Source organism: Desulfotruncus arcticus DSM 17038 (assembly GCF_900113335.1).
Classification (GTDB): Bacteria; Bacillota; Desulfotomaculia; order Desulfotomaculales; family Desulfallaceae; genus Desulfotruncus; species Desulfotruncus arcticus.
In genome coordinates this window covers 408,806-425,792 of the sequence record NZ_FOOX01000002.1, presented here as the reverse complement: position 1 = coordinate 425,792, position 16,987 = coordinate 408,806, and the positions used below count along the sequence as shown (strand labels likewise).

The window sequence follows — 16,987 nt, the reverse complement described above, 5'->3', positions numbered from 1 at the left end:
GTTGATCCTTCCCAAACTTGGCATCATGGACAGTTAAAATTCCATCTGCCAAATTAACATCCTCAACCTTAAGGTTGCTTACTAATATACCCCTTGATAAATATGGCCACCAGTCCAAGGGCAGCTAACAATGCCAGCAAGGAAACGGCTTTGGTACCGGTACTGGTTGCTTGATGTGCTGATTTTTCTTTAAGTTCATATGCTTTAACATTTTCTTGCCCCTGTTCCGGCTTTTCGATTTCCTGTGGCACAGGCTGTTGTGTTTTCGGACGTATATGTTGAGCCGGTTTATTTCCCGCCAGCGTATTAGATTGAGCCAGTTGTTGAGGTTGGTTTTGCTCTTCCCCGGCCCCTGCCGGTGTCAAACCAACCGGTTGAGCATTTTGTGACTCATGCTCTTCAACTGTCGCTTCAGGTACCGGTTCCGGTAATGGCGCCGGTTGCGGTATCAGCTGAACAGGTACTGCCGGCTCAGGTGAAGCCTTATGGGAATGTGAAATGGCTGGCTGCGGTGAATCATCATCCTGATTCTGACTTTGATTTGGCGCTATGTTCAGCTTTTGGTCAGTTGATGCATAAAAAACTTCCTTGAACTTATCCATGGTCTCACTGTCCACTGTAGCATAACTGGCCAGCCACTCGTTAAAGACAATGTTGCTGCAGGTATGGTGGCAGCAAACCACCCCATATTGAGCGGCCGTTTGCATATAAGTATCGGCCAATTTGGACAATGTTTCCTCATCGGCCTGCCACATCTGCCGCCGCGCCGCTTCCAGATTCCAACCAATGATGGATTGCACCACATAGGGATCCAGTTGGCTCATGATCTTTTCGTCAAAGATAAAGGTTTCAGCCACCTGCTGCCAGGCCCAGCCGTCGATACCCTCAAGGGTGGCATCCACCAGGAACATGTTCGCCACATATTCACCGATCTCCCGGGCCCCGGCATAGCCTTCTTTGAGCATTCCCTCGATCCATTTGGGGTTTAACAGCCGGCTGCGTAATTCCGTGCCGACAAACTCGGCGAAAGTCTGCACCCGGGGACTGCCGGTACGCGTGTTGACGATATATGACTGCACTTTATTGCCGGAGGCCGCTTCCGCCGCCAGTTTCAGCCCGCCCAGATACTGGGCCACATCATCGTTGTCCAGCGTGCCCCAGAGGGAATCCCGCACTTGCGTAACCACATCCACGCTCTTTAAAATTTCCCGGAAGGTATCCCGGGCCGGCACACCGTAAGCAGTCTTACCATAGCTGTAGGACATACGGTTCATGTAGGTGTCCACGAGATCCTGGCTATCTTCCCAGGCGCTGGTGGCCTGACCCAGCTCTGAAACACCTGTCCCGTAGGTTCCCGGAGCATCACCAAAGATCCTGGCTTGTGCCAGATCGTCCGCCTCCTGCTCCGACAGGCCCTGCTCCCGAAGCTTGTCCCGCAAGGTTAGATAGACCTTGCGCACCCGGTTGTTTTCCGGGTTTTCTTCCAGTAAAGCAACTTGCCTGAAAGCATCGTCCAGCACGCCTACCGTATGGGAAAAGGTATCCCGGAACAAGCCGGAGATGGTCACCAGCACGTTAATCCTTGGCCGCCCCAGTTCATCCAGGGGAGTAACCTTCACTGTGCTTACCCGGCCACTCTTATCCCACACCGGTTCAACGCCGATTAAACGAAGGATCATTGCCACGGATTCTCCCTGGGTACGCATGGTTTCAGTAGCCCAGAGAACCACGCCCACCGTTTCTGGATAACGCCCTTGCTCCGCATAAAATTTTTCCACCAACTGATCGGCCGCCTCTTTGCCCGTTTTCCAGGCCGCCTCGTCGGGCACCATGCGCGGGTCAAAGGAAACCATGTTTCTGCCCGTGGGTAATGCATCGGGTACCCGCACCGGGTCCCGGCCCAGCCCGGGCTCAATAAATTCACCGGAAAGAGCCCGGAGCAAATTGGTTATTTCGTTAGTAGTCAAAAGCAAACGTTCTCTGATTTCCTCCCGGCTTCCTGCTCTGGCGGTCTTATCGTAATTAACGATGGATTCAACCATCAGGTCCAGCATTTCTCCTTGGGGCGGCAAGCCGAAGGTATGTAGGCCGTAGGGCATGAGTTCCGTGGCCAGCTCTTCCAGATATTCATGGAGCAGGGAGGCCACCTGTGCAAAATCGGCCGTTTCCAGATCAAGGCCCAGGTCCCGGTCCAGGCTATTTACCTTAACTTTTTCAATAATCTGTTCCTGCAGGTTGGTTGCTCTATCAGTATTGCCTGCGTTTACCGCATCTTCGTAGTCCACTACCAGCTGCTGCAGTTCGGCCAGTGCACCATAGAGCCCGGGCTGGATCATGGGCGGCGTCAGGTGGTCGATGGTTACCGCATACCCCCGCCGCTTGGCCTGCGTTCCTTCACCGGGGTTATTCATGATGTAAGGATAGATATCCGGCAGATCGCTCATTAATACATCCGGCCAGTCATCTTGCCCCAGCCCCACGCTCCGGCCGGGCAGCCATTCCAGCGTGCCGTGGGTGCCCAGGTGGATCACCGCGTCGGCCTGGAATTCCTTCTGCAGCCAGAAATAAAAAGCTATATACTGGTGTGGTGGGGGCAGAGCAGGTGAATGGGCGATTTTGGAGGGATCATCCCCCCATCCCCGCACGGGCTGCGGGCCCAGGAAAATATTGCCCAGTGTAGCGCCGGGAATAACCAGTTTGCCCTTATAAACCATGATGTTGCCCGGAGGCGGACCCCATTCCTCTTCTACCTGCGCCCGCAGCTCCGCGGGCAAGGTGGCGTACCACTCCAGGTATTTCTCTACCGGTAAGAGTAAAGCCCCCGCCTGTACCAGTGCGTCCAATTCCCCCGGCGCCCAGCTGCCGACATTTCTTCCACGCCGGCGAATGATTTCTTCTACCGCCCGGGGGCTGATCTCACCTTCCACCCGGTAGCCGTTGTCCTGTAATGCTTCTAAAATAGCCGCTGCGCTGGCAATGCTGTTTAAGTAGGAAGCGCCGATATCATCTTTACCTCCGTGGTGATTGTAATAAACAATTGCTATTTTTTTATCCGCATTGTCTTTTTGCTGCAGGTTGACCCAGGCCAGTGTCCGGCCTACCAGGCGTTCAATGCGGTCGGGAAGAGGTACTTTTTTCACTATGGCAGCTCCCGTACTTTTATCTATCCCGACTACCGTGCTGCCACCCATGAACACCGGTTCAATACGCCCGTCCAGCTCAGGATAAGCAATCTGCCAGGCCACCTCGCTGCTGATACCGGCCGGGTTATTCTGCCATTCTTTCAGATCGCTGCTGTAAACCGGTGCCATAACCGGTACATTTAACTGTTTAAATAACTCGATACCCTCTTCCGGCCGGCCGTAGATAAAGTTAAATCCCAGCGCGGCAATGAGAAAGTCTACCTGTCTTTTGCCGCCGGGCATGAAAAAATCCTGGAACGCCGTTTTACGGTTGCTGCTGTCGCTGAAAATCAGAAGCGCGTTGGCCCCTCCGGCTTCCAGTTCCCTTTGAACGGCCAGAAACATGTCGATATCGTTATTTTTAAAGAAACTGTCGAAGGTAGTGATACCGACCCATGGAGCCCCTTCTTTAAAATGCCCGCTGGCTTTATACCAGACCAAATAACCGCCTAAAGTATCGAAAGTACCCGGCGGAAGTCCCATACCGCCTCCCCCGCCGGTGGGCAGGTATACGGCGTCATACACACTTTGATATACCTGAGCAGGGTCAAACCCGGGAAGTTCCGGCCCCCACAGGGCATCGTATATTGCCCGGTAAACCGCAGCCCGGGCATCTGCCGAAAAGTCCTGTGCAACCCGGTCGTATAGAGCGCTGTACACTATATCCACAGCTAACCCGGCATCTGAACCGCCGCCCTGGTAAACCGCCTCGCCAACAGATTGGCGCACGGTGTTATATAAGGCCTGTAACCCGTCATCCCCCTGTTCGGCCAGGGATACGGCCCCGGCCACCGTTTGGTAAAGCTCCCCGGCGTCAAGTGCCGGAGCATCCCCGCCCCGGTCGTATACGGCCTGGCTGACCGTCAACCGGGCCAGTGTCAGGTTCGTATTATTATCCGGCTGGGATACGGAAGCTGAAACACTGTCATAAACCGCCCGGTGGACTTCATTTACCACCAACCCCCGGACCGTTCCGTTAACAGCCCCATAGACCGCATCGCACACCGTCCGGTACACCCCGTCTACGTTAAGGGTTAATCCTTCAGCATCCGGGTGATAGATGCACCGGCCGGGCATATTGATCGGATCCAACTGTTCCCCGGTTGCTACCTGCCCGTATGCAGAGGCCAGATACAATACCAGCCGCCGCATGTTTTCCACACCGCCATAATTAAAATAATTGGTTAGAAAGCCATCCTGACTCTCATCAATTTGTGGATATTCCGGAAAAGAACCGCTCCGGGCGGAAAGCACCCTGCCTTTCCATTCCTCAGGCAGGTCCTGCAGCAACGGCCCTATCGTTTGAATACCGGTGGAACCAATCATCTCCAGCAAGAACACATCGGCATCCTGTAAAGCTTCCTTTAATTGTTGAACTTTTTCTTCATTTTTCAAGTCATTGGAAGTATATAATTTTAGCTCAATAGGGTAATTTCCCAGCTTGTCATAAGCATCCACCAGGGGCATCAAAAAACCCTCACTGCCCAAAAGCATGACCACCCTGGCGCTCGCATTTTCATCCGCTGCAGCCACCGGTGCCTTAATCAGCGGAGCAACAACAAGGGCCAAAAATATGAGAAAGGTAAAGATTATGGTTTTACGTAATTTATATGTCCTTGAGAACATTTAGCCTTTGCCACCTCCTTTATTCTTTGCCATCTTCAATCATAATCAGCTTTCCGGTTTTCGGATCCCGGTACACCGTACCCATCTCCTGGTATCCGGCCCCCCCGCCCTGTTGTATTTGAGGCACCTCATTCAATTCCCGGCCCCGCTCTACATCAATTACTTTTTGCATGCTTTGCATCAGGCGCTGTTTTTCCTCCGGCTTAACTTTGGCAAAAATAATGTTTTGCAGGTTCCAGGAAAGCACCAGAGCTACCATGAGGCCGCAGCAAAAAACCAGCATCACATCAACCAGGTTGCCCAGCCCGCCCAGAGGATCAACTTCTTCTTCGGACAGCCGGCCCCGCCTCATTTTCCTGGACAGCACGGGTTTCACCTCCCACCACCAACTCCAAGAGCAGTTCCATGTTGCCCAGATCCTGCTCGTACCAGCGCCGCCGCATCTTGGAGATCAAGGCAGCCACGGCTCCGGCTGCAATGCCCGCCACCGTGGTATCAAAAGCGATAATTACCGCCTCGGACAGCCCCCGCACATCGCCCTGACCAAGAGCGGCCAGGCCGGGGCCCAGGGGAATAAGAGTGCCCATGAGTCCCAGCACCGGCCCCAGTTTGGCCAGCAGGTCTGTTTTCCCCAGTACCTTCTTGGCCCGGAATTCTTCACGGTCAAGGATATCCCGGGCAATCAGCTTCTTGAGTTCAGTAGAAAGATAGATTTTGGCTAAAAGGTCGGTAAGCGGTCTCTTCTGGCGGGGCAGCAGGGAACAGCTATCGATAACCTGCTGCAGGTTTTTCATCTGCCAGGGTGCAATATTTCCCACATCGTGAAAGACTTCCATCATATTTACCGGTTTGTTGGCCTTCCTCCTTTTGGCCTCTGCCATAAAGGCGCCTAACTCGATAAAAGCAATTACCAAAAAAAAGAGCAGACCTAAAATAACGGGGATTAACAAGCTCTGTGAAGCGGCATGTAAAATTTTTGTCAAATATTCTGAACCGGGAATGTTCACTGTTTATCACCGTCCTTTATATAACTAACTTGGTGCATGATATACCCCCAAAGCCCCAGGCCGGCCATCCCAACCAGCACCAGAGCCACCAGGTAAGGTGAGCTTATGGTCAGAGGGGTTAAGGGCATGTCCATAGACTGCACAAAATTGGGGACAGTCAGGGCAAAGGTGAGTGTAAGTATGCCGATAAATAATAACAACATGTTAAAGACAGCGGCAGGATTAAATTTAATTAATTGAACAATTTTCCTGATTGCTACGGAAACAACCAGCACCAGGGCTGAAAAGAAAAGGGCTATAGTCCGGCCAAGTCCGGACAAGGACATGCCCACCATGGGACTGAACAAAATTACTGAAAAAGACAGGGCAGCCAAACACAGCGGGCAGGGTAAAAAGCCAAGGATAAATTTCCATTGACCGGGCCTGAATCCTGGTTTTACAGCTCTTTCAACCGGTTGTCCGGATGAAGAGCATCCCTGCTCCGGTTCTTGCTGCAGGCCAAGGTAAATCAACAGTATGGCCATCAGTAGAGAACCAACAAAGGTATAGCGATCCAAAAATGCAACCAGCATTTGCTGGTGAGAGCCAAAAGCCAGCACCAAACAGTACAGGCTGATGCCGAAAATACCTGAAACCAGTATCAACCACCGCCGGCTCAGCCGGGATGTCCCTAAAATCAACCCTGTTTTAATACCCAGAATTAAAGTGGCAATCAATAAACCGCCCTGTAGCCATAGCATATTTATCGCCTTCTTTTGCAAGCCGCAAATTTACTAAACCCTTTTGGTTTTTAACATAGCCGCGTAATGCGCACCAAAAAAATATAAGCCCCCTATATGGCCGGGGGCTATAAGTTATTTCGGCCACTTTAGCAAACCATAGTCCAACCACCCCCCAATTTATCAGCGGTGTGTTTGAAGGCCCGGCTTGCTGGTTTTAGGTTTACGGCCCCAAGTATTTTTTTGGGTTACCATGCCCTCACAGCAGATAAGTGAACCGAATTTCAGCTACCGCTTCTCGAACGGCAGCACCTGTTATAATATTTTATTAAATAAATAATAAAACCTTAGCTCCCATAAGCTAAGGTTATCAAACCAGTAAGTTACCACCTGTTTATCCAAGGCAACTACACCAACCCTCTCCGCGGGAGGTTATCGTGTATTGTTCAGGCAGGTCTCCTGACTCGTGGCTCACAGCACATCTCCCGCCTTCCCGGGCTATTTAAAAAACCCAGTGGCACTTTGGGAGCCGCTCCCCACTTACAGTGGCCGGACCCGCCCGGGATTTACACCCGGTTCCCTTTTCACCCCCGGTAAAACCGGAGGAACCTAAACAAGTTATACAATTTATGAGTATATTAACACTTTTTAAAAATTATGTCCATTATAATTGCAATACCCATTTAATAAAATCATTAATCCACATTGTTATAGCAATAATTTTTTTAAAAAAGGAGGAATTATGTATCAAAAAGAAAAAATTGGTTTTAATCTTAGCTATCGCTATTTTAACTATCAGTATTTCAGGCATAGCATCTGCTGCTACTCTTGGAACCCTTTCCTACTGGTATAGTGACGCCAGCAGTGGCATGCAGCTCCCGCCGTTTATGCCTATAGTGGAGATAATATATGCCTACTTCGACATTGTCCAGTTATATTAACCATGCTTCTTCACAGTGGAGAAGTGCAGGTGTGTATCACTATGGTGCTGATGACATGGATGATGCAAATCTTTTTGTCATAGGAAAGTTTGGACACGCATTCGGTTGGGTTGGTCACTCGAAAAATACCAGTGACGTTATGTGTTATGGACAAGCAGCGCAACTTCATTGACTACGCGTGACAAAAATCACCTGATACAGATTTATTAAATTACTTATTTATTGACACTGTTCATAAATATTATTTGGAGGGATGTAAGTGAAAAGCATAAAAGGTTTTATACCGATTATTTTTGTGACAGTTATTGCTGCATTTGCTTTTATGTCAATTTATACTGGCCGTGAGTCGATCAGTAAAAGTGAAGCAGATGTTGCCCATACATCTTTGAGTAGTCAAGCAGAATTACTTTATGAATTCAAAAGCATTGATGATTTGATTAAAAATGCTGATTGCATAGTTGTAGGCAAAGTAGAAAATGCAGAACAATTTATGGAATCTAATATGGGTACTTACAAATATAGTTTTAAAGTGGATAAATATTTAAAAGGTGAGGAGAATTCTAATCAAATCGACCTGTATGAAGGTAAGGACGAAGTACATGTAGGTGACAAATATTTACTTTTTCTTGATTCTTGGGAGAGTGAGCTATATCCAAATCCTCTTCATACATCTATTGCTTCTGATATTTCAATTATAAAAATTAAAGGTAATTCATTGCTTGGTGATTCAAGAATTATTGGTAAAATGGATAAGGAACAGTTAATCCATTTAATTTCCAAATCACCGTTATTAACAGTAAAACAAAAGAAAAGCTATAATATTAAGGATAAAGCAAAAGATGCCGAGGATCTTATCAACTCTTCTGATTACGTTGTTCATATCATACCGCATTCTGTAGTAAAATTTAATCAAAATGTTGCTCTGGTTAGCTTTCAAGTTGTAAATCAATTTAAGGGAGATAAGCTAAATAAGAGAATTCTGCCACTTCCAGCAAAAATAAAAGCGGGAGAAGAATATCTGGTATTTTTGAGGGATGATGGTGCTTCAGCAAAAAGACTTGCTACAAGAAGCGACAGTATAATTGAAAAGCATGATAAAGAAAAATGGGATGCGATGATGGATAAACTGAAAGCCAAAAAAGAAATAAATGAAGATAGTGTTTTGGATACAGTTTATAATTAATTAAGGCCTACCTATCGAGGTGAATCCGGAATGCCAGCCTAAAGTTGTGAGTACAGAATTAGCTTCGGAACGTTACCAGGAGCTCATGATAGGAGGTTAACATCAACCGGGTGCCGATAAAACGGCCCCGGTTTTTTAATTTAATTACCAATCAATAATAAAAATCATGACTATAAAGCTTGTTCAGGAATTCTTCCCCGACATCGAACATATGTGGAAAACTATTGGCAAGCTCTTTTACAATCAACCTTTCAGGTATTGCAATGATTTTGCCAACCTGAAATACCTCCAGATAAGAATCTTCTTTGATGTCCAGCCTTTCTCTTATTCCAACCGGTATCGTTGGCTGTCCTTTTCCCCACACCCTTACTTTTTTAGATTTCACAAACTATATATCTAATATTTTCACCCCCGACATTCCTCATTTCCATTTTTCCGACTTTTTTATATTGTACGACAAAAAGGTACTAATTCAAATGATTAGCATCCCTCTACCATCGCTGATAAGTCCTGCCGGGAACAGGTTGATTATATAAACAAATAATGGTAAAATGTCTAATAAAAACTGTTTTTGAAACAATTAAGTAAATATTATCGGTTTCTTATCAACAACAATGATTTCCTCCATTTTCAAAGATTTTTCTTATAAAGTCAAAGCACTAGGATTTTTTAATTTAGAATTGGCGGGAGGTACTAGATGTGATACCGGTTAAAGTCATAGCAACTGACGACGAAGCGGGAGTGTTGCTATTGCTCCACTCGATTCTAAGCGAATTAGATGATATTCAATTAGTTGGGACAGCAGAAAATGCAGTAGATACCCTCAGGCTTGTTAAAGAGCGAGATCCGGATCTGGCCTTACTGGATATTGAGCTACCCGACATGAAAGGTATCGAACTGGCTGAAAAAATACAAAAACTGAAACCAGATTTATATATTGTCTTTATCACAGCTCATCAAGAATATTCACTGGAAGCTTATCAGCTTTACGCCTACGATTACATTTTAAAGCCTATTGATAAAGACCGGGTAAAAAACACCGTCCGCCGCATTCAAAAGGCTGTACAAGCACCGGAAAAGCTCCTAACCAAGTACGCTTCCGGCCTAAAAAAAGCTAGGATAGCCATAAATTCGAGTTATGAACGAGTGTTTTTAAAACTCAATGACATCTATTATTTGGAAAAGCAGGGACGCCATACCCTTGTTCATTATATTAATGGACAGTTTACAACCAGGGAAACCTTGCAGAATTTTGAACAGCGGCTGGGCACAAAATTTTTTCGCTCACACAAGTCCTATATCATCAATATCGAGCAGGTTGAGCGGGTGATCAATCTCCAAGGCTCTTCTTACTATGAGGTGAAGTTTAAGAACAACACAGGTAAAGCTTTACTTAGCCGGGACCGGGTAAATACCCTGTTGGGGCTGCTGGAATCATAATGTTGAAGGGAAAGTAAATATGGACCTCGTACCAAAACTGGAGGACATTATCCCCGATCCCCTGCTGCGGATAGTATTCACCTTGCCGCACCTGGTTTTATTGGCCGCTGTGACTTGCGTAGCTGCCAGGCGTGAATGGCGGCTCCCATTACTTGAAAATATGATTATGTTAGGCAAGGATTCAAACAAGCGCTTAATTGGCCGGAGCTACCTTTTTATCATATGCCTGGTGCAAGCCTTGATGTTGGTGTTGCTTAACATCAGCTTTTATATTTATGCCGCGGACGTATATCCCAGTTTTACCCTCGCAACCATGGTGACAACCAGTAGTATTGTTATTATTACCTCTGCTCTTGCTACCGTATTTGTGGCCGGCTATTCATTAAAACTGGCGGAGCGGGAAGCCAGGTTGGAAACAAAGTTGCTTCATAATATAGAGATGCACAACTTGAATCTTAAAATGCAAGTTCAGCGTCACGATTTTTATAATCACCTTACGGCAGTTTACGGGTACTTGAATGCAAAGCAGTATAAACAAGCTGAAGGCTACATTGAGACCTTAAATAATAGCGTCTGTCAGATTGCAGATTTAATCAGTATGAACCCACCGGAATTAGGCGCTCTCCTCAGCGTAAAGCGAGAAGAAGCTAAGTTACGCGGTATTGATTTTAATTGGCAAGTCAATATAAAAAATGGCGTTCTGCCGCTTCCGCCGGAAGATTTGACCCGACTAACCGGCAACTTGCTGGATAATGCTCTGGAAGCGGCAATATCAAGCCACTCTCCCAGGGTAGACCTGGTAATTAACAGCAATAAGATGGGCATGCAATTAAGGGTGTCCAATACCGGTGCTTCCATTCCGAAAGGTTTACGGAATCAAATGTTTACCGCCGGATATACCACCAAAGATACAAACTGTCACAGTGGCCTGGGTTTGTTCATTATCAAACAGATTGTGGATCACTACAACGGACAGATGTATTTAATGGAACCTGAAAACTATCCGGGTGTGCAATTCTTGATTTATATTCCCTGGAAGCTAAGGATTTAGTTCCATGAAAATTATCATATTGATTTTTACATCTCCGATCAGTTCCAAGTTATGGAGCTGATTTTTTATACCCAAAAATTGACGATGCAAGCAAGTATCCTTGCGAGTTATGTAGCAATCCTCACGCGTTACGCACCAGGTATTGGAAATTAATAAGAAAAATATTAGATGCAGTCAAGAAAGATCATTAGTTAATAGAAACAGGAGCTAAGTAGTAAAATTCCCACATTTATTAAATGGGCTAGACTTGTAAATTGTTCCTTGGGACGTTCTTTTGCTACTTGCACTATCCTTGCAAGTTTTGTTTCCAATTATCTTCCACCTCTGTGTGTGGTAATTGTGTCCTTTGCAAAGGTCTCCTTGTGTGACTGCCTTCTCTCTACAGCCGTTACGCTGTTTCATAGATATTATTTAGTCATCCGACTCCCTGTCCCTCATTTGCCTTCCTTACTTGGTTATCGCTTGTAGGGCATACCCGTTGCCAAGGAAGGACAGGGTCTCTCCCGGGTTACCACTAATTCTCGTTGTTTAACGCGCCAAGCTCTTAGAAGTAGAGACTCACCAAAACGCCCATACTGATGTTGCCTTCTGTGCGTGTAATCAGCTTTCGCTTTCGGCCCGTTATTTTGCCGTCCTACGCTTAAAACTTACAGTTACTTGTAAGCCTCCAAGAACTAGCTACAGGGCTACTGGTTAGGCTTTACCCTGGTGGGACCCACTAGAATCAGCGGCCTTGCCCGGACGCACTACACGTAAATTTTACATTCCCCTTAATTCGGCAAGTGACGGTACATTTCCTATTTATGGTCGTCAAATAAAGTTTTAAACTTTTCGAAAAGACTCTTACTCTGCAATCATGAGAAAACTTGCCGTTTGGTGTGTTTATTTTAGCGGGACAATCTCATTCTTTGTCAATTGGCATATGTTTAATTTTATTTTCTATAGTTAATAATCTAGTATTTATATTCTTAAATGAACGAACTAAGATGTTAATTCCAAATATTATTCCCAACACAATAATTAGGCTAAGTATTTGTGCAATTAACGTTAAAGACATTTTGGCAACGACCTCCTATCTCAATAAATTGTTAAATACCTTAGATTAATCACTTAATCTCAATTTTAATTTACAGGAGCTATGCAGTTGATGTAAATTGATTCCAGATACACAACTACATAAAAATATTTATAAAATAGCACCAATAGTTTCCAAAAACACTTGACTTTTCTGAAACAGGCTTTGGGTTGCTATGGATCGCTGGTTCTTGTGTAAGAAGTTCCTGCGCTGGTTCATGGATAAAAACTTTGATTGGGTTACCAAAGCCAAAAGAAACACGGTCTTATTTCGGAAAATCTACGACTACGGGCAACGGAAAGAAATTTATGTCAAGCTGAATCCAAAACAGTTGCTTCAAGAAGTGTATCCCATGCTTCGAGCATTGGTGAATGGATCGGTAATTAGTATCCCGGATATTTACATCAAGCTGTCTTTTGAAACCTTTACCCGTAAGTGAAAACCTATAACCCGGCAAATTTTAGTACCTATTGCAGTTATTGCAGCAACTTATAATAAACAGGCATCAGAAACGAGCATCATTTTACCGGAAGAAGAAGTTCCGGCAACTTTTAAGGATACCGTATCTTCTTATCAGTAACCGCGTTGATGCACCCAAAGATGCGGCGAAAGCATATAACAGACGGTGGAGAATAGAAGTTTTTTACCGAGCAGTTAAACAAAATCTTGGTTTAATATCTTGTTACACCCAGTCTGAGTCGGCTCATTTCGCACATGTGGAGCTCTTGTTCACAGCAAAAACCCCTCTTTGTTACGCTGCCTGGGTTTGCGGCGCTGAACAAGCCCTCTCCCTGTGCAAAATGATTGTTGGGTACTTTTTCAACGCCGGTTGTCGGATCAGCTGCTGTAACCAGCAGATCCATGTTTATTTTGACACGGCAACCGAGCGTTTTGCAAGTTTGATTGATAAATTGTGGCCAAATTCTTTAGATTTTAAGTTATGGAGTTGGGAGTATTATCCTGAAACTGCATAACTACTGTAATTTATATAATTATAGATCCTGTTCGTAAAGTTTAGATTAGAGAAATAATCTAGCCATAAATAGGAAAAACACCGTCATTTCCAATTAAGTATTAATAGCGATAAAAGCACCCAAAAACCAAGCGAGGTGTATACTTATGGCCAACATTCAACTGGATCTCTTTCCCATGAGCTATTATAACACACTTGGTTTTGACAACGAGAACTTATTGATTATATTGATTTTGGTGGCACCGCACCAAGCCCTCCCTGCTGCGTTTTCATGACCCGGACAAGGTTTTAAAGCCTTCTGGTATATTTTTAACTGGAAAGACTTTGCCAATAGCCTCGTTTTACTACCTTATTTGCACCACCCAGTGCGTGTTTTTCACGATATCGATATCGGCGATGATGCTGTCTGGTTGAACTAGCTTTGTGCACAGACTTTTTCATTTTATCGATTTCCTGATATTTGAATTTGCTTCGAGCCTGGTTTTGATAGGGACGCTCGACCAAAGGCGTCCCTTTTTTCGTTAGGGGGTGAGTATGGTTTTTAACGTAATAGACCCACAATAACGTCGTGAGCTTATCCGGGCCCGTCTTCGCTAGCGGCTGGCTGTCAAGGCCCGGTGTTGTTCATGTTCCACCCATTGCTCGATCTCCTTGCAGGTAACGTGCTCCACAAAACTGTTGGAGCCTTCCCGCATTACGATAATATTGGTATTGACAAAAGGCACCACCAGCTTGGTTTTGCCGGCCGGATCGACGATCTGCACCTGAAAACTCAATATTTGAATAAAGCGCATGCATTCCTCAACATTGTCGGCATCCATCCGGTTAAGGGCTTCGTCAAAAACCACCAGGCGCAGGATATCTTTTTTGCGATAAAGATGGTAGACCCGGTAAAAGGAAGCCAATATCGCCACGTAAAAGGGCGCCTGGCACCCCCGTCGACTCGGTACGGGACACTTTGGAGAAATAGGTTTTGTTCCCCTGTTTATCGGTAATGATAATATCAAAATCAAGGTACGAGCGATAATCGGTAAGCTCCTGTAATTTATCCTAATTGAAAATTGGACTGGTGCAGCAAGCCCTAATTATTCACCTACTAAAAAGAGACTTGCCTTGTGACAAGTCTCTGATGTACGGGTACTGAATTGATAAAGGAAGGACAGTGCCTTAGATTAATTTCCATAGATTATATAAAACTGAGATTATTTATTTCGCTGAGTTTGAATATAAACATAGTTTAACAGATTCTTTTGTCCGCCACTTGCTAGTGCGTCAAACATTGTCTCTAGATCCAAGCCATCTTCCACATGCCATCTAAATATAGACTCATATAGTAATGGGTGATCCTTCTCGCCCTTTAATTTTTCATATCTAACCTTTATTTCCTGGTAAACTTCTGGGTATTTTGTTATAAGCTCTTGGAGATGTTCTCTATATTCAGCGACTTCTTGCTGATTTGGAGTTTTGAGATCCTCTTCCATTCTAATAAAATCTTGTTCGGTCATAGCATCTGGTCGTAGCTTTTTAATTGCTTCCTCCCATGTAGAACCTTGCTTCGCTTTAAGGAGGACTTCAGGGTCAAGATGTAGGTGGGAAGAAATTAATATAGCAGTGACATGATCATTAATCCCTATAGTACGAAGAGTATCGGGGTTACTCCAAGGACTTATTGGGTTTGGGTTAGCCGGTAAGCTTTTTTTAGGAAAATATATACAGATTTCCTTTTCACCATCTTTGAAAGTAAAACTATCGTAATCCATTTTACTTGGAGGCGAGTTATTTTTTATTTTACGAAAATCTTCATTTGTTAGTGTATATATTTTCCCAGAAGGTTTTTGTTGTGATAAGGTGTTCTCTTGATTACTATTATTAGTTGGCGCAATGTTGTCTTTACTATCAGGAACCCGTTCTGTGAGTAACGAGATAGTTTGGGTATTATTATCCCAGCCAACATCTATATTAAATGACTCTGAAATAAATCGAAGAGGAACCATTACCTTATTATTTATAATTCTTGCAGGAACATCGAGATCAACTGATTTTCCATTTTTAGTGGCTTGTCCACCTACCACAAGTATTATTTGATTACTATCCTTTTGAGCAGTAACAGTTCTACTGGAGTCATTCCATTCAATATTTGCTCCAAGAGCTTCAAAAATATCTCTAAGAGGGACCAACATTCGACCGTTATAGTTAGTAGGTGGTGTAGTAAAGTTCATTTCTTTTCCGTTAAGTATTATTTTTACGGAAGCTGAACATATTGAGGGGAAAGTAGTAATGGCTAAAATGAATACAATAAGGAATAATTTTTTCAAATATATCTCTCCAATCAGTTAGTTAGATATAATTTTAGTAAATTATCCCTATCCGTTGCAACAATCTTTTTATAATTTTCGGTGTACTAACCGGGTTACAAGGAAAAAGTATCTTTCCAGGTATATTACTTGTCAAGAATATATTTCAAACGATTCTATGGTTTTTTGTCTAAGATCAACTCTTGAATCATTTGTTCCACCAGTACTTCCTGGTATACCGCTTTGCCGGTTTGCAGCATGGTTTCAATCAGTTTATTGTCCCATGACGCTTGTTGACCGGTAAGTTTTTTGATCTGCTCTTGCGCCAGCCTGACGCCCCGGGGCGCGTTTAGATAAGTGGTATGGTTAAAAAACCAGGGCTGAAAAGAGGCGCCATACCTTTCGGCCAAGCGCTGGCCGATTTCCAGACCTTTGGGATCAAAATCGCCGCCGTAGCGGATTGTACACCCGGCTTGAACGAGCTGGTCCAGAAGCTTAAGGGCTGCCACACTGGGCTGCCCGCTGGTGCAGACCAGGGACGGCATTTCAATGCTCTCCTCCTCGGCAAAATCCAAAATAGCGCTGAAAACGGCCGGGTTCTCCAGCGTATAAACTGCTGCCGGCAGCCATGCGGTAGGTTGCTCCACGAAGCGCAGCGGCAGCAGCAAAGGGCTGGCGGCAGCGGTGGCGGCGGTGAACACGGGCTCCCGGGGATCTCCGGGACGAACTCGCAGCCCGGCCACGATGACATTGGAAGACACGTCATCTTCCTCCAAACCGGCCCGGCTGAAAAGAATCTTTCTTCTTTCCGCTCCGTATTCAGTTTCGGAAAGCCGGTAGAGATGATGCAGACCGAAAAACAAAAGCCGCCCCAGCGGCCTGTCACCATCCAGGGCGTGGGGATCGCCGGTCAGCCGGGCGGCAAATACGGGCAGCCGCTGTCGCCGGTCCGGGTGCTGCGCCAGCAGATCCATTGCGTTAACGCAGGTTTTTAGCAGCTCAGCGGCTTCACGCTCATTGTGCCGGTATATGGCCAGTACTGTTCGGTAGCCCGTTCCCCGGCCGGCAGACAGCTCGGTCAGCCAGGCGCGGGTTACAGGAGTACGTGTCTGCTCCTGCAGTCCGGTGAAGAACACGGACCATTTCCGGCTCTCCAGCAGAACCGCTTCTTTGTTGGACAAAATTCTGTTGCCGAAATACAGGGACAGAAAATCAGGCAGGGTTATGTCAAAGCGGCTTTGCCGCAATATGTTATCGACTTCCAGCAGTTTGACCGTAATCTCGTTCCGGTCCCGGCAGTCCCGGCCCAAAAAACCGGACAGCACGTCGCATTCCTCGGGGGAAAGACCAATAAGCTTAATTGTGCCGCCTATGCGGCTCAGCGATTTGTATTTTTGGCTGATTGCGCCAAAAAGTTTTTGAAAACTGCTATGGTCGAAGTATTCCTCTAGTTCCCGGTGTGTTTTCAGGTGACTGTTCACGGAAATTCCCCCCAC

At 45.6% G+C, this 16,987-nt stretch carries 13 protein-coding genes and 1 riboswitch; of the genes, 5 read left to right on the top strand and 8 right to left on the bottom strand.

Going from position 1 to position 16,987, the window contains the following annotated elements; genetic code table 11:
* Positions 1-68: 68 nt before the first annotated feature.
* Genes BM056_RS04455 through BM056_RS04440 form a run of 4 tightly spaced genes read right to left on the bottom strand, consistent with a single transcriptional unit; the run spans position 69 to position 6,555 of the window.
* The gene (locus tag BM056_RS04455) at positions 69-4,808 is read right to left on the bottom strand and encodes a cobaltochelatase subunit CobN (RefSeq protein ID WP_092469093.1); all 4,740 of its coding nucleotides are present in this window, start codon (positions 4,806-4,808) and stop codon (positions 69-71) included.
* 19 nt (positions 4,809-4,827) lie between these two features.
* Positions 4,828-5,175, bottom strand: a complete 348-nt coding sequence (locus BM056_RS04450; RefSeq protein WP_092469091.1) for a DUF2149 domain-containing protein — start codon at positions 5,173-5,175, stop codon at positions 4,828-4,830.
* Entirely contained in the window at positions 5,126-5,791 is a 666-nt protein-coding gene (locus BM056_RS04445) for a MotA/TolQ/ExbB proton channel family protein (RefSeq protein WP_238456301.1), read from the bottom strand. The genes BM056_RS04450 and BM056_RS04445 overlap by 50 nt, the downstream gene beginning before the upstream one ends.
* Before the next feature lie 20 nt (positions 5,792-5,811).
* Positions 5,812-6,555, bottom strand: a complete 744-nt coding sequence (locus BM056_RS04440; RefSeq protein ID WP_092469088.1) for a DUF2162 domain-containing protein — start codon at positions 6,553-6,555, stop codon at positions 5,812-5,814.
* A gap of 411 nt (positions 6,556-6,966) precedes the next feature.
* A riboswitch (cobalamin riboswitch) is annotated at positions 6,967-7,162 on the bottom strand.
* A 1-nt stretch (position 7,163) separates the two neighbouring features.
* Between BM056_RS04440 and BM056_RS04435 the strand changes: the two genes are divergently transcribed.
* On the top strand, positions 7,164-7,475 hold the full coding sequence (locus BM056_RS04435) for a hypothetical protein (RefSeq protein ID WP_092469087.1): 312 nt from the start codon (positions 7,164-7,166) through the stop codon (positions 7,473-7,475).
* Positions 7,476-7,734: 259 nt separating this feature from the next.
* A complete protein-coding gene (locus BM056_RS04430) occupies positions 7,735-8,658 on the top strand; it encodes a hypothetical protein (protein ID WP_092469085.1) in 924 nt (307 codons plus the stop codon).
* Positions 8,659-8,809: 151 nt separating this feature from the next.
* On the opposite strand, the gene BM056_RS04425 is transcribed toward BM056_RS04430, so the two are convergent.
* On the bottom strand, positions 8,810-9,043 hold the full coding sequence (locus tag BM056_RS04425; RefSeq protein ID WP_092469083.1) for an AbrB/MazE/SpoVT family DNA-binding domain-containing protein: 234 nt from the start codon (positions 9,041-9,043) through the stop codon (positions 8,810-8,812).
* Between the two features lie 314 nt (positions 9,044-9,357).
* On the opposite strand from BM056_RS04425, the gene BM056_RS04420 reads away from it, so the two are divergent.
* From BM056_RS04420 to BM056_RS25550, 3 genes are all read left to right on the top strand, one after another.
* Positions 9,358-10,098, top strand: coding sequence for a LytR/AlgR family response regulator transcription factor (locus BM056_RS04420; protein ID WP_092469081.1), 741 nt, complete (start codon positions 9,358-9,360; stop codon positions 10,096-10,098).
* 19 nt (positions 10,099-10,117) lie between these two features.
* Complete coding sequence (locus tag BM056_RS04415) at positions 10,118-11,149, top strand: sensor histidine kinase (RefSeq protein WP_092469079.1); 1,032 nt, start codon at positions 10,118-10,120, stop codon at positions 11,147-11,149.
* Positions 11,150-12,694: 1,545 nt separating this feature from the next.
* Positions 12,695-13,198 (top strand): transposase, encoded by a 504-nt coding sequence (locus BM056_RS25550; protein ID WP_114319269.1) that lies wholly within the window; start codon positions 12,695-12,697, stop codon positions 13,196-13,198.
* Positions 13,199-13,790: 592 nt separating this feature from the next.
* Here the strand turns inward: BM056_RS25550 and BM056_RS04400 are convergent.
* From BM056_RS04400 to BM056_RS04390, 3 genes are all read right to left on the bottom strand, one after another.
* Complete coding sequence (locus tag BM056_RS04400) at positions 13,791-14,204, bottom strand: SbcC/MukB-like Walker B domain-containing protein (RefSeq protein WP_274377514.1); 414 nt, start codon at positions 14,202-14,204, stop codon at positions 13,791-13,793.
* Between the two features lie 195 nt (positions 14,205-14,399).
* Entirely contained in the window at positions 14,400-15,512 is a 1,113-nt protein-coding gene (locus BM056_RS04395) for a copper amine oxidase N-terminal domain-containing protein (protein WP_092469075.1), read from the bottom strand.
* 155 nt (positions 15,513-15,667) lie between these two features.
* Positions 15,668-16,972 carry a TIGR02679 family protein gene (locus BM056_RS04390; protein WP_238456300.1) on the bottom strand — a complete coding sequence of 435 codons (1,305 nt, stop codon included), beginning with the start codon at positions 16,970-16,972 and terminating at the stop codon, positions 15,668-15,670.
* Positions 16,973-16,987 lie beyond the last annotated feature (15 nt).

Excerpts from the sequence above, each read along its gene's own strand:
- BM056_RS04440 (WP_092469088.1), bottom strand. The coding sequence starts at position 6,555 with ATGCTATGGCTACAGGGCGGTTTATTGATTGCCACTTTAATTCTGGGT.
- BM056_RS04415 (WP_092469079.1), top strand. The coding sequence starts at position 10,118 with ATGGACCTCGTACCAAAACTGGAGGACATTATCCCCGATCCCCTGCTG.
- BM056_RS04455 (WP_092469093.1), bottom strand. The coding sequence starts at position 4,808 with ATGTTCTCAAGGACATATAAATTACGTAAAACCATAATCTTTACCTTT.
- BM056_RS04435 (WP_092469087.1), top strand. The coding sequence starts at position 7,164 with ATGAGTATATTAACACTTTTTAAAAATTATGTCCATTATAATTGCAAT.